Origin of the sequence: Nostoc sp., from assembly GCF_036917935.1 — a bacterium.
Lineage (GTDB): Bacteria > Cyanobacteriota > Cyanobacteriia > Cyanobacteriales > Nostocaceae > Nostoc.
Genome location: NZ_JBALEL010000026.1, coordinates 1 through 14906 on the forward strand (window position 1 = coordinate 1; position 14906 = coordinate 14906).

Below are 14906 nucleotides of genomic sequence, written 5' to 3' on the forward strand. Positions count from 1 at the left end.
GCATTAATTATATATTTAGTAGTATATAGTACTTTGAAGTACGTAAACTTGATTAGCGATCGCTCTTGGGAAAAAACTTTTTGGTTTACTGGTTATACCCATCGTTGATGATAAATTAACTTTTTTAAGGCTATTCCAGGACGCGATGTCTACAACAGGCTAGGCCTACTCGCCCTTGGCGTTGTGTCAAAAAGCATATAAATCTTTTGGATAAATGGTTAAAGCTACCATTCGCCAGCAGTAACCTTACTTGCTAAGGCTGGGGTGATGTAAAAAAAAGTGTATTGCGCCTATTGAAAACCGCCATATCAGCAACTGACTTTTCCCGTTAAGTCGTAAAAGGTTGAGATAGTAAGGATTTTAAGCTCTCATATATTATCAATACATGAGAGTTAATGACAATAAACGACGAGAGAATAGGACTTTGAGATAGCCCTTCCAGGAGCGATCGCATCCTCTCAAAAGTAACGGGAAAAGTTAGATATCAGCAAATAGCCTCGCCAACTGCTTCCTTAAGCTTTCCACTTTGAATGAAAAAGTGGCTTGGATGCGGTATGAGAAGGTAAGTGTCTTTCCCACCTGAAAAAATATTCAGATTTTTTTTCCAATATGCATAAAACTACACTCTATCTTTGGAGACTGATATAGGAATCTAAAAAAGCGAGGAGTAATCAGCTTGGATAGTCATTGTCTTGAAGACACTTATAGTTAAAGTTTTGTCAATCAAAGTTAAATGAATAACTAAAAATAAATAGCAAATGCACAAATAAGGGGTATCTTGCGATGGTTCAAAATCGACCACAGCCTTCTTTAGAAGAACTAGCTGTGAGAGCTAAAACAGCAGCAATACGAGCTAAAGATGACTCGCACAGTTGTGAAGTGAGACAGCAAGCATTATTAGAAAAACAGATTTTACTCACAGAACTAATGAGTGTATTAATGGAGCAGATAAAAATTGAGTTACCCAAACCAAAAAGCATCGATTTATCATATCTTTATGAAGAAACGCTCCAAAATACCTTGTTGTATGTTTGTAAAAATATAGAAAAATTTGACCCGGAAAGGATTAATGTAAAAAAAATAGATAAGGATGAACCAAAAAAAAATCCTTTCATGAGATGGTTTATTTTTCTATTCTTCAAGAGAAAAATAAATAATTTTAATTGGATAAACTGGAAAGGGAAAATTACATCTATATATAAAGATAGTGATGAATCTGAGATAAATATTCTCGACGTTTATTGCCCTCCAGAAGTTAATAATCCTCTTCCATCTGAAAAACTAATAGCTTTTATTAAAGAAGATCCAGAAGGATTATTCGCAAATACACTGTTCAATAAAAACCCGAAAGCCAGCTTTCAAATTATCTTACTTAAAAGAGGTGAAGAGGGTAAGTCGTGGAAAGAGATAGTTGAAGAATTAAAATTAGGGAAAACCCACGGGCCTGTTTTCACATTTTATAGAAGATGTTGTGAAAAATTTGCTCCTTATTTTAGAAAATATCTAAATTTAGAAGTCAATCTAAAAAAGAAGAACAGTTATCCTTCAGATTCATCTGACTAAATTGTATGTGTGAATTAAATGTATAAGAGCTTATCAGGAGAAAAAGCAATGAATTCTAATCAATTGGCTTTTACAATACCTATCGATGGAAAAATGAGTCAAATTGCTGAGACATTGAGCCAGCAACAGCACAACGAACAAAAAACTCGTGAGGTTTACCTCAATACTTTGGCTTTATTGGTAGTTGAATTTTTCTGTCAATGTATGGAAATTGAAACAGAATTTAGCAAAAGTTATGGTTTGGATAGTGTTGTACTATCTTTAATGAATACTGCCAGCATATTTATCAAAGATAAAGGTTTATTGGAGTGTCGTCCTGTACTTCCTAGAGAAGATTTTTGTGAGATTCCACCAGAAATTTTATCAGATCGTATTGGTTATATGGTAGTAGAAATTGATGAGATTGACAGACAAGCAAGAATATTAGGCTTCGTAGAATTGGTTACAAATGAAAAATTGCCTTTAACAAAATTAAGCTCTCTTCAAGATTTTTTAGTTTATCTACAAAAATTACAAAAACTTGCAAATGATGCAAATTCTACAGCAAACATTCCTAAAATTACTGCGAATCCCATTAACGAAAGCATAGTTAAACTAAGCAAATGGTTTGAAGGATTATTAGACAGTGGATGGCAATCTGAATTAGCTATTGCCAGAGATATTCCTAATTTATTACCTGTTGCCAAAGATATTTCTCCTGTTAATGTTACTGACAAAGAAGAAGTAGGTGGTGCAAGAATTATTCATCTCATGCATCTTTCTGAACCAGTGCTTTTAATTCTCCGCCAGACACGATTAAGTCCAGATGAGATTGAAATTATCTTACGTCTTTATCCAGCTAGTGAATCAATATTCTTATTAGATGGAATAAAGATGACATTACTAGATGATAAAGATAACCCTATTCGTCAGCTTGAAAAGCAGGCAAAGGGAAGTAACTGGTTGCAACTTAGATTTAAAGGAAATGTTGGAGATGAATTTAGTTTAAGAATTAGTTTCAGAGAAGATAGCGTCATTACAAAATTTATTATTTAGTTAAATTATCGAGTGTTGTGCTTCTTAATATTGAAGTATTGCATATAAATGTAGAGGATGCTGGTTTTCTGAAACTTTGACAAATACTAATAAGGGATAAAACGATGAATCGCAGTGTTTATGCTTTAATTGTTGGGATTAATAATTATAAATCCCCTACGATTCCTCCTTTAAAAGGATGCGTTAACGATATCAGAGTGATTGATGAATTTTTAAGAAAACGCTTAACGAATAATGAGGATAAATTATATATCAAGAAACTAATAAATCATGAAGCGACTCGTCAAGCGATTATTGACGGTTTTCGGGAACATCTATGTCAGGCTAAAAGTAATGATGTTGCGCTATTTTACTTCAGCGGTCATGGCTCTCAAGAATGCGCTGCACAGGAATTTGGGCATTTAAAACCAGACCTTTTGAATGAAACTTTGGTTTGTTGGGATAGTCGCACAGATGATATTTGGGATTTAGCTGATAAAGAAATTGCGAAATTAATTGCAGAGGTTTCTCAAAATCACCCACATATTGTTATAATTCTGGATTGTTGTCATTCTGGTGGAGGTACGCGAACCCAAAAGAATAATGTGCCTTTATCTGACTCTAATTTGCAACAATTAGAATATACAGGTATACGTTCAGTCGATACTGAATCGAGAGAAAGACCACTTTCTAGCTTCATATTGTCAGATAAAGAAATCAATAGTTTCTTTTCTAAATCTGATTTGAATGACAACCAATCAAATAGCTTTTTTCTACCACAGGGGGAATATATACTTTTAGCCGCTTGTCGAGATAATGAAGAGGCAAAAGAACATCGTAGCCAAAGAAGAGGAGTATTTTCCTACTTTTTGATTGACAGTCTACAACGAAATGGCAGTTTAAATTATCGTGATTTATTTAAGCGTACTAATGCCTTAGTTCGCAGTTTATACCCCAACCAATCGCCGCAAATTGAAGCGACAAATACCGATTACTTAGACCAGCCTTTTTTAGGAGGTATAGTTGGTCAACGACAAATATACTTTACCGTTATTTATGATGGACTCAATGGTTGGAATATTGATGCAGGAGCAGTTCATGGTATTATTTATAGTAGTAATAAAAATGAAAAAACAAGGTTAGCTATCTTTCCCATAAATGTAGAAGATATTAGCCAACTACAAAAGGCGATCGCTGTAGCAGAAATTACAGAAGTTTTACCACAATTGAGCCGAATTAATATCTCTGGAGAAAGAGAAATATTAGATCCAGAGTTAATTTACAAAGCTGTCATTACCAGTTTACCTGCATCTTTTTTGAAAGTTTATCTGAAAGGAGAAGAGTCTGGAGTTAACTATGCACGTCAAGCTATTAAAACAGCTAGCTTTGGTGAAAGCCATTCACTTTATATTGGTGAAGTAGATAATTTCAACGAAGCAGATGTTTGCTTGCAAGCTTTAGATGATGAATATTTCATTATACGCATTAGCGATAAGCGCCAATTAAGATCATCAATTGCGGGGTTTGCTCCAGAAAGTGCATTACAAGCAATTCATGCTTTAGAACATATTGCCCGATGGATAAATATAGCTACCATTACGAGTCCTGCAAACAGTTTCATTACAACTGATGCGGTACAAATGCAAGTTTATCAACAGGAATCAGAAATTCACGATTATCAGATTTATTTGGAATATCAAACCAATAATGGAAAGTTACAACCTCCAGTAGTCAGGATAAAACTGACCAATAAAAGTGAAAAGGCTCTCTACTGCGTTTTACTGAATTTAACCGAACTCTTTGCAGTCACAGTAATTTCTTTTGCAGGAGTTAGGACTGGAATATTGTTGCAACCAGGGCAAGAAATTTGGGCTTTAGAAGGAAGAGATATTTCTATCCTTATTCCCCAAAATCTTTGGAATAAAGGAGTGACAGAATATAAGGATATTCTTAAATTGATTGTTAGTACAAGTGAATTTGATGGTAGTTTGTTGGAACAAGGCAATATTGAAATGTCTAATACTCGCTCCCCCAATGATATTAATGGACAAAACTCTATTTCTGATCGGTTGATAGAAAAACTATTATCTCGCGCCATAGTTCCCTATCCTCCAGATTCTGAAGAACCTAAAATATGGGATGACTGGATGACTAGTGAAATTCTAATTATGACTGTAATTCCTAAGAAAATAAAATTACAAAAGCCTGAGATAGGACAGCCAATTACAAAGCCAGTTCTCAATTTAGAATCTAATGCAGTATATAAGAATGAAAAATTAGTAATTTTTATATTTACTTTGGTGGCGATATTTTTAAGCTGGATAGTCTGGCAAAAATTGCAGCGATATGAATTACAAAAACAAAAAACATCCTATTATAATTTTTCTGCCTTGTTAGAAAAATCTAAAACCGATCTTAATAAAAATTTAAATCCAGTTACATATGATAATGATCTTACATAGAGGAAAATTCAGGAGTTAAACAGCTTTTATGTCTGGCTAGTAGACCTAAATTCTGTACTCCATCAACTTGAAATGCACTGTAATAACTTTACTTAACATTGTGCCACTTGTAAAATTGCACTTTACTGTATTGCACTAATAATTTATTTTTGGTATTAGCTAATGTATTGACTTACAAAGTCGATTGGTAAAAAATTATTCTTTCAAATTTAGATTTTTGATAGCAAACACATAATTATCTACCAGAGTTTTTTATGATGATAGCACTTTTATGTCGTACTCAAGAGCGAGTATTCCCTGTTATCTCAGCAAATATTTATAACCTGAGTTCCGAGGAAACAGAATTAACTGCTGACCAACAAGCTGGGAAAAATCTGTTGCAGCTTGCAAACCAAGATTTCTCTACTTGGCAGAATTTGACTGGATGGGGGTTAAATATAAAAGGTCAATTAGGCCATTTATTAGTTCAGCATAAACTAGCAATAGAAGCAGAACTTGCTGCAAAGTGGCAAAGGGCTGATTTTTTCTGGAATCAGATGCAAATTGAATTAAAGGCTTTATTAAGACACCCAGAAAATTGGCAGAAAATTGCGTTAATTGTAGCCAATAAGCCTGGTGTTAAGATAATGAACGATCCTATAAAACTGCGTCAGCACTTAATGAATGAATTATTTATTAACACTCACTGTGCTTTCTACAACGGATTGATATTAAAGTCTATAAAACTGTCTTGGAAAGAGCGTGCATTTGTTCACATCGACTATATTCAGCAGCTATTGAAATTATCTCCTGTATCTGCTCAGGAAGTAAAAAATTTATTAGGAGAAGCTTGGCAGACACGAATTACTGTGTATAAAGAAGCTAAAAAATGGCACAAAGCGATTAATTGCTGTCAGCAACGGCTGAAATGGTTACCAAATAATATTGAGTTTCAAGGTGAACTAGTAGAGATTTACTACTTAAAAACTTTGTCAAAGTGTTGGGATGCAGAAACCAAAGACCAGTATGCCCAAAACGCCAAGAATTTGCAACCTGGAATTAGGGAGTTAAGGAAATTTTTAAAAAAGTATCCTTATAACTTAACAATTTTTAACCTTTTGGGTAGTTTATATCATTTGCATTCAGTGAGTTTGGTACGTAGCCATCAATTGTTTAATGCTTTCATCTCTGTCCAAAAAGCAATTACTTATAATCCCAATCTGGCAAAAGCCTATAAAGCACGTAATGAACTGCTGGACTTGAAAAACAGATTGCAAGATGAGATGGAATCTGGTGTACCATCTGCTTGGGATGGATATCCCCTGCTTATAGGAGCTAACAAAGGTTTTGCATGGATGAATGGATACATTGATTCAGATGAAGCCAAGGAAATAACAAGGGCGTTTTATATTGCAGAAGCAATTCAACTTTGGTACAGCATTGGGCTATCAGAACCTCGTGAAGGTTGGATGGAGTCCCCTAATAGTAAAACAAAGCCAATCAAATCTACCAGCAAATCGACCAAAATCGCAGTCCAGTTATGGGAGGCAGTTAACAGTGTATTACAACATCCACCTAAGACAAAAGCAGATGTACCAAGTGTTTGGAAAGTAGTAGTTGATAGTAGTCCAGACTTGGCAGAACTAGATTTTGCACCTATCTGCGGCTATCTAGAAAATAGTTTGTTTGAAGATGAAACTAGAGGGGAAGGGTTTGTCACCAGACATCGCGTCTTGGTAACACCCCCTACAGGACACTCAGAATCATCTCCTATCCTCACACCTGCATCTATAAAACCTCGACTCAGCACAGAACCTTTGTTACCGTGGCTTTTCAGTGCTCAAGACAAGCGCATCAAGCTACAAGCGATAGTTGCTAGTGTATTGATAGTTGTGACTGGTTATATTGTCATACGAGAACAGACGGCGCTTGCAGTACGACAAAAGGCTTATGACATGATTCTGATGGCGAAGCAAGTTCAGAATGATGAAGCAGTGCTAAAAGCATCTAAAGAATTTTTTAATAACGCACCTATTCTTGGCAAAGATGAACGGATGTCACGAGTGATGGAACTCTATGAAGAATCCTTGGTGCGATATGTTGCTGGACAACCAGGGGAGCAACTCAAAAAAGACAACGAGGACTATTTAGAACTCTATCGCCAATTACAAAAACCATAAACGCAAAGAGGAATCAGTCATGAGAAAAATTATTGATTTGTTGAGTATCACTGTTCTTGTTGCATCTCCTGTAGCTTTGGGGATGGTGTACGCCCAAACCAGCGCTTCTCAAGCTGTAGTACAACCAATAGAAGTTATAACCGACAAAAACTTTCCCCTGAATCGACCTCAGGCGGTCAATTTTGAGCCGAATGAGGGCTTTGATAAGTTGACTAAACGCCAAAAGGATGATCAATTAAGAGATTGGTTACTAATGACTGCTCTTTCAGGTAAGGGGCTTTCCAGTGAACAAATCAGCCAGGGTGTCTATGACCTCCCAGCAGTGCGCTATGACTTTATAAGTCCCGTCGCCAATTTTGAGTATGGTAGCACTCGCTCTCGCTATGTTGGCGATGGGAAAATAGTTGTCCTAGTGCCTAACACTACTTCCAAAGAACAGCGCATGGACGACCTTGCCCATATTGCTGACCGTCACCGCAAAGACCAAGGAGAAAAGCCTAAAATCATTGAGGTGTTTGAGTACGAAATTGCTCCCGACAAGCAGTCATCTTTTATTACCAGAAAAGAGACGATAAACGGTGAACAACTCTTTAGTAGTGCTTATGGCTACTCTGAAATTACCATAAATAACCAGAATGAACTTCAAAGTTTTCTCAATCAAGTAGACGATATTACCTTTGCCCAAGTTAATGGTTCCAATTTGACTGTGGGCGGTCGTAAGATTTATAAAGACAAAGATAACCGTAAAGATCAAAGCCTGCATGTAGAAGATATCGCAGCACTTTGGCAATCAGACTTTAATAATATCAATGGTAGTCTCTTTTCTCTAGATTGGGAATTTGACTATCCTCGTCTTGCCCAAACTTTAGATAAAGCGAAACCTTTACTTCAAAAACTTAAATTAGATGGTTACCCCATAATTAGTGACCAAGATATTCAAGAAGCAAAGCAGGGTTTATCACGCCAAGACAAAAAACCTTATTTCAATTTAATTGTTAAATTAGAAGCCTTTTGGAATTCCAAAAAACTTGTAAATCAAGTATTTAACGAAGGGAAACTTGCAGCAGAAGTTGAAAAAGAATTAAAGATTTCTAGAGATAAAGAGTATAAAGCAAGTCAACAGAGCATTAAGCAGTCACAAGAACAATCTCAAAAAGAAATACAGCTATTATTTGAATCTAACTTATCTTCAGAAGAAATAAATGCAAAAATTCTTGCGATAGACAATGTTCAAAAAAAGTTGGAGACCGAATGGGAAAAGTATCTAAAACAAGAGATATCCCGAAAAAAAGAGGAAATAATTTTAAGTAAAAAACAAGTAATTAATAATTTATTAGCTGCACAACAAGAAAAAGGTTTCCAGATCGCTAGATATGAGGGTAATTTGCAAGAGAAAAAAGCGGGTTTACAAGGAACTGAAGTCGGAATGACTCTGTTCTATACAGACCTGCTGATGAAAATATTCTGGTTCAACTTTAAAAACGCTACATTGGAAACTGGGATTGAAGATTTCCACCCAGAAACCAGAATCGCTATCTCATCAATTTATAAATCAGACTTACAAAAAGTCAACTTTACCCGTCTCTGGCTTGAACCAAACGATAAGGGATTTCAAATAGCAAATGAAAATAAGGATATTATTTTTGCTCCTAATGCTACACAGATTAAAGCAGCTTCTTCTGACCGCCCTCAATCAGACAAAGAAACAAATGCACCTCCAGACACCACTGCCTTTCTGAACTGGTGGAACAACCATTATGAAGAAGTTGCTCGCCATGAGCCACAATATGAACGGCTCAATCAAATTATGAAGTGGAGTTTGGTGATTAATTGGCTCAATCAGCACCAACCAAACGAACTCTCCCTTCAGTATGAACAAAGTAATCCTTTAAGCTTTTTACAAGCAGTCAAAGTTAAACGAGACAACTGGTTCCCAGATTGGGTTATAACTCAAGGGGAACGCTTGAAATTTAAAAAATGGGGCGCAATTACATTTTTCCCTCAAGGCTACAACTACAAAGGTAGAAAAACAGAAAAATTGAGTTTTTTACGGTCAGAAGAAATTAATAATCGCTATGGTAAACCTTATGCGTATATTTATGGAGGAGTTTCTTTAGCTGGAGGAAAAACTTTTGAACGTCGTATTTCTTTACCTAAAGATAGTAAAATAGGCAATATTCATAGGTCTAATATTGACCCTAAGTCGGTAAGATCCCAAAAAGGTAAACTCGAATTTAAAACCTTAGATGGTACTAAATACAGAGTAAAAGCTTTAAGCAAAACTGTTAGCGAAACCATAGTAGAAGCCAAACCAGAAGCTAAACTTCGCAGTCCAAATGCTGAACTAACAAATCAGCCATTTAGCAGCAAAGTAACGCAGATACCCGATGGACTAAAGCTAGAAAATGCCATCGGCGATACTGAATTTGCTAATCTGAACATCACCAAAACTGCAAATGGTTTTAAGGTAGGTTTTGAGAGTCGTGATATAGATACTGGATATTCCCTAGCTTCGCGTCTTAGCACAGAAACTTCACGCCTCAATCTGAAAAAAGTGAGTGTTCTTGATGCTTTGAGGCAAATGGATGATGTTGTGCTTATCAAGTATTCTCCGTCCCAACCTAACGATTATTTTGTTCAACTTTCTAAGTCCAATAATAAATGGCTAAAATTTAGTGAACAGCCTTTAGCAGATGGTAGTGGAGGTGGTGCAAAACCACCTTCAAAACGGATAATGTCAGTAGGTGAACCAGAGGAGGGTGCGCGTAATTTTAATTTTGAATCTTTAAATGAAGCGCAGGTTTCACAACAAACACAGGGTTTTAAACAATTTTCTGGTAAAAGAGCAAATTATAAAAGTTCGTATAATTACCGCAAAGAAGCCCAAAAACTTGCCGCAGAGCCAGTTCAGTATCTTCTAAAACAGAAACTAGACTTAAAATTGCGAATTCAAAATATTGATGCGTCGCTGAAAGCTGGGGATTATACCAAAGCTGCCAAATCAATTAACGAATCAATCAAATTGCATGGTTCAGAATCGAACCTGATGTTGCGTAAAGCAGCAGTGAATGTGCATGAAGGTAGACTGAAAGTAGAAAGAATTACTCCTGAAGGAGTGAAACCGTTTAAGCAAAATTTCTTTGATGAAATTAATAACCGCAACTTCAAAGTCATAGAGAACAACACAGAATTTATTTATGTGCAAGATTCTCCTGGCTTAAACAATTTACAATTTAAACAGTCAATTTCACAAAGTGTTCCTTTTGGTTCAGGAGCTAGATTCTATAAACTCCAATCTGGAGAAATAGGCAGAGTTAAAATCCGTCAGAGTGGGTTGGGAGATGTGAGCGTATCTAGTAATCCTTCCACTAAAACTACAGGTTCTAACGTTGGAGATTCCTTAAGATTCCAATTTCAAAATTCTCCCCAACGCTTTGTTACTAACAATGAATGCCAGGAAAATGATGAATCAGATAAAAATCAGAATACAAACAAATGTCCTCTAGAAAAACCTGTTTATGTTGTGACCACATCAGAAAAAAATTGAGTAACTGTTTAATTTGGTGAATATTTTGATTTTCCATTCACCTCTTGTCTAACCAAATTTTGGTATAAACGTTATATGTCAGTGTCTCACAGAATGTTAAATTTTTCATCTAAAATTTCAAATCTAAGGGGGGTCGTAGTTTGCCATACGATACTTTTGTTGAACTAAACACGGCTTTTGAATTAGCCCAAACAAAATGGCTTCAAGGCAATTTACTAGGGGCTTACGATGATTTATGCAAAATTTTTACTCATCGCCTTTTATATTCCCGGTTGGTTGATGCAGATTTGAAAGTTATTCAGTCCTTGGCAGACTTAGCTGGTTTATTGGGTGAATTCCAAGCGGCTGATGACTTGCTTTGTGGAGCTGTTGGTTTATATAAGGAGTCAAAGAATGAATGTTTAGCTGATTATACTTGTTTAAGACGTATTCAACTGTGCATAGACAGAGGAACTTTAGATCAAGCACAAGACTTACTGCAAGAAATGGCTCCACGCATTGGGGACATTAATAATATTCAATTTGTGTTACCAGGATTATTGCAGTGGGAGGCGGGTTGTTTTTGGCATGATACCGACTTAGAAGATCGAACTGTTTTATTTACTGAATTATACCTAGCGATGGGGCGATTGCTAGCTGCTTTGGGACAATACGGAGAGGCTCTTGTTGCTTTGCAACGGGGTTTGTTTCATGCTGAGGGAGAGAAAGTATCTTCTTTAGCACAGCAAACGATACTACCACTAAAGTTGGCGATCGCCTCTGCACTCCAGGAAAAGGGACATTTTGAGGATGCACAGACTTATCTTTCCGATTTAGAAAGCCAACTCAATCAACCCCAGCATCCAGAACATTTTATCCGTTGGTTAGAGCTATCTGGCAAACTCAATCTGCTTTTGGGAAATTTAGGTACTGGTTTAAAACAATTTCGACAAGTTCAAGAAAGATGCCGTCAACTTCGTTCACAACGCGCGGTGTTGCGTTCCAACCTCAGTCTTGCCCATATCTTAATTTCTCTCAACCAAACCAGTGCCGCTCAGAGTTATTTAATAGACACCCAAAGCGATGCCTCTACTATTGATGATGCAGCTTTAGCAGCAAGGGCAGACTTATTATTGCAACTATGCTATGCCCGTAGTCGTTCCCTTGTGGTTAATAGTCCTGTGGAACTCTCAGTATTTGGAATGAATAAAAAAATAAATAATAAAAAAGCTGTAGCAGAAGTACAGGCAAGACTAGACTTATCAACTCAATCTTCCAATTATCTAACTTGGTTTGAAGACCGCGCATTAGCCTTTCAATGGCAGTTGAGCAACCTCAATCTGAAAACTGCGGGCGATTTACTCCAGCACATAAAAAAGGTATTCAATTGTACTGATTCGGTCCTGATCAAAATACAAATACGGATATTGGAAGGAACTTTTGCTTACTATGAAGGCACAGAGAACAGTGACTTGACCAAAATTTATCAAGCACATCAGATTTTGGAGGAAATTCATCCTCAATTAGAGAACATAGGTTTAAGACCAGAACTCTGGCAGGTACAGAGGATATTAGTTTGGTGTCGCACTAGATTAAATTATCCACTCCCGGAAATAGAAGCTTTAACAGCATCAACAAATTATTTACTAGAACAAATTACCTCATCCCTTGCGCCAGAAGACCAGGTATTTTATCTGTTGAATAAATGGACAGCAGATGAGGAATACATTGCTGCACAAATTAATCAGTTGCAACGTTTGCAACTAAAAGTTAGTACGGGAGCTTTTTGGCTCTTTCTTTGGCAACGCTTGCAGCTAATACAACGACTGAATGCTTTAGTAGAACATATCGACAGATACAAGGATGTATTAGTCAAACGCACAATTAAAGGCGACAGAATAAAAGTTCCATTTTTACCTCCTGCATCATTGTGGCTACGGCTGTTGACTCACCCAAAAGACAGAATTACTCTTTCATTTTTGATTCTGCCAGATCGTGTTTTAGTTGTGAAAACAGGGCGATTTTTATTTGATTTTCATGTTATTCTTACCAATCGTTTGGAAGTGCGTAATCAGGTACAACACTGGTATAAACTTATCAAGAATATTAACGATGGTCGAGATATCGATGACAAACCAATCAACAGTATCGATAGCAACGGTGATATTAATTATCATCGAGATATAAATGTGAATTGGCAGGGCGAATATGAAGAAGAGATGGCAGAGGTAGCAAATGTGGGGCAGGAAGTAGCTAAAACTCTTGCAGAAATGTTAGCAATTCCCAAGCTACTAGAAGGTTTACCCAAAGACATTCGGGCATTGACAATTGTACCTGATGATATTTTGCATGGCTTTCCTTTTGCCGCCATACGCTACAAAGAAAAGTATTTAATTGAGCATTATGCCATTTCTATAGCTTACGAGTCCAAAGGTAGGCGATCACCTCCTACTTCAATTATTTCCAAACAAAAAGCGTTAGTAGTAGGCGTATCTAACGGTAACAAGCAGTTTTCATTCCTCAAAGGGGTTAAACCCGAACTAAAACAGGTAGAAGACTGGCTAGACCGCAATCACATTCATCGCTTTTCTTTTGTAAATAGTTCCAAAACTACTGTTGTTGAAAATTTATCTCAAGTAACCTTACTTCATATTGCTTGTCATGGCACTTTTGAGTTAAATCAACCAGACCAGTCAGGACTGGTATTTATCTCTGATTCTAAAGAACAAGAGATTCTCAGCCTCAGAGAATTATCAGAAATGAACTTAACGAATTTGCGCCATGCAACCCTCTCTTCCTGTTGGTCAGCAGATCACTTTATCCTCCCTGGTCGCTGGATTATCAGCTTACCGGAAACACTCTGGCGGTCTGGAACTCAAAGCATTCTTGGTTGTCTTTGGAAGGTAGACGATAAAATCGCAGTATCTTTTATGACCCGTTTTTACAACTATTTAGATAAATTCCCACGAGATGAAGCTTTGCATCGGACTCAGTTAGATTGCCTAAATAACTGTCTGCCTAACTGCAATGTAAATACTGATAGCCTTTTCTTATGGGCAGGATTTAATCTTTATGGCGACTACACAGCTTTAAATTGACGAAGATTAATGCCAATAATTTTTTACCAATTTTATGGTTATTTCATTACTGAAAAGTTTACCCCATCTTAATTTGAGGGTTAACGTACAAAAAAACCGTTTTGGGTGCGACACGATGGCGCACCAAGAGCTGGAAGCCCCTACAAAGCTTCCAAAAGATGAGTATTGATATACTTGGTTAAGCTGGAAACGCCTAAATGGGTTGCGATCGCCACTCCGTATCCAAGCAATACCATCGCCTATACTACCTATCTCATCTGCTTCAATCAGGTCTATTACCTGGTAACAGATATCTTGATTGCAAACAAACTTTTACGCTGCATCAATACTCCGCTTAAATTCCATCTCCAGTGCAACAACTGCCTTAAATTTTTCCAGTTCTCGTAATTGAGAAATTAATTCAAAAACTTTCTTACCCTTGTGATAACTGCCAACACTTATATTTAGATTCTCCGAGACCTCCTGAATCACTCGCTTACCCTTATCTAATTGATAATTACTCTCATTTATCGAATTATTCAAATTTGAATCATTCGATTCATTCAAACGACGAGCGCTTTCCCTCTGTCTTTCTTTCGCTTGGGGACGAAGTACGCTCTCCCAGTACTGCCCCTTGTGAAATTTCTGGTAATGAGTCTTCCCACCTTGCCGGTGGAGATTAAAGTCAAGCACTAGAACACATAGCAGGAAGCAGCAGCGATGAAGTTAGCAAAAGAGCGAAAATTTTGCTAGGTCTAAACGAAGGCAAAAAATATGTAGCTTTAGCCCAAGAGATTGGCGTAACCGAAAACTCAATAGCAAAGTGGAAAAAAAGATGGACATCAAGTACCATCTTGTCAGAAACCCAGGAGGCGGCGATCGCAAAAGCTAATGAGGTGCTAGGTGTCAACGTAGGTAGACCTAAGAAGTGCAAAAGTACAGAGGCAAGCAAAATTGTCGAAATCAGCCAATGGAGCAAAAACCGAAAACCCAGTCGTTCAAAGCATCATTACCATACGCAGGTAGCTGAGGAAGCCACTCGGAGGGGATTACCGACATTATCGCCAAGAAGTATAGGACGCATCTTAGAAGCCCAAACTTAATA

General features: G+C 36.9%; 8 protein-coding genes. 7 read left to right on the forward strand and 1 reads right to left on the reverse strand.

Features of this window, described 5'->3' with window-relative positions:
* The first annotated feature begins 783 nt into the window (after positions 1–783).
* The 6 genes from V7K62_RS10805 (at position 784) to V7K62_RS10830 (ending at position 13822) form a co-directional block, all read left to right on the forward strand.
* Positions 784–1563 carry a hypothetical protein gene (locus V7K62_RS10805; RefSeq protein ID WP_334863926.1) on the forward strand — a complete coding sequence of 260 codons (780 nt, stop codon included), beginning with the start codon at positions 784–786 and terminating at the stop codon, positions 1561–1563.
* 48 nt (positions 1564–1611) lie between these two features.
* On the forward strand, positions 1612–2598 hold the full coding sequence (locus tag V7K62_RS10810; protein WP_334863927.1) for a DUF1822 family protein: 987 nt from the start codon (positions 1612–1614) through the stop codon (positions 2596–2598).
* Between the two features lie 104 nt (positions 2599–2702).
* Positions 2703–5039, forward strand: a complete 2337-nt coding sequence (locus V7K62_RS10815; protein ID WP_334863928.1) for a caspase family protein — start codon at positions 2703–2705, stop codon at positions 5037–5039.
* Positions 5040–5293: 254 nt separating this feature from the next.
* A complete protein-coding gene (locus V7K62_RS10820) occupies positions 5294–7198 on the forward strand; it encodes a tetratricopeptide repeat protein (protein ID WP_334863929.1) in 1905 nt (634 codons plus the stop codon).
* A gap of 19 nt (positions 7199–7217) precedes the next feature.
* Positions 7218–10745, forward strand: a complete 3528-nt coding sequence (locus V7K62_RS10825; protein WP_334863930.1) for a hypothetical protein — start codon at positions 7218–7220, stop codon at positions 10743–10745.
* A 140-nt stretch (positions 10746–10885) separates the two neighbouring features.
* Entirely contained in the window at positions 10886–13822 is a 2937-nt protein-coding gene (locus tag V7K62_RS10830) for a CHAT domain-containing protein (RefSeq protein ID WP_334863931.1), read from the forward strand.
* Positions 13823–14134: 312 nt separating this feature from the next.
* On the opposite strand, the gene V7K62_RS10835 is transcribed toward V7K62_RS10830, so the two are convergent.
* Positions 14135–14344, reverse strand: coding sequence for a hypothetical protein (locus V7K62_RS10835; protein ID WP_334863932.1), 210 nt, complete (start codon positions 14342–14344; stop codon positions 14135–14137).
* A 158-nt stretch (positions 14345–14502) separates the two neighbouring features.
* On the opposite strand from V7K62_RS10835, the gene V7K62_RS10840 reads away from it, so the two are divergent.
* Positions 14503–14904: a helix-turn-helix domain-containing protein gene (locus V7K62_RS10840; RefSeq protein WP_334863996.1), complete on the forward strand. Its 402-nt coding sequence runs from the start codon at positions 14503–14505 to the stop codon at positions 14902–14904.
* Positions 14905–14906 lie beyond the last annotated feature (2 nt).

Excerpts from the sequence above, each read along its gene's own strand:
- V7K62_RS10805 (WP_334863926.1), top strand. The coding sequence starts at position 784 with ATGGTTCAAAATCGACCACAGCCTTCTTTAGAAGAACTAGCTGTGAGA.
- V7K62_RS10810 (WP_334863927.1), top strand. The coding sequence starts at position 1,612 with ATGAATTCTAATCAATTGGCTTTTACAATACCTATCGATGGAAAAATG.
- V7K62_RS10820 (WP_334863929.1), top strand. The coding sequence starts at position 5,294 with ATGATGATAGCACTTTTATGTCGTACTCAAGAGCGAGTATTCCCTGTT.
- V7K62_RS10825 (WP_334863930.1), top strand. The coding sequence starts at position 7,218 with ATGAGAAAAATTATTGATTTGTTGAGTATCACTGTTCTTGTTGCATCT.
- V7K62_RS10815 (WP_334863928.1), top strand. The coding sequence starts at position 2,703 with ATGAATCGCAGTGTTTATGCTTTAATTGTTGGGATTAATAATTATAAA.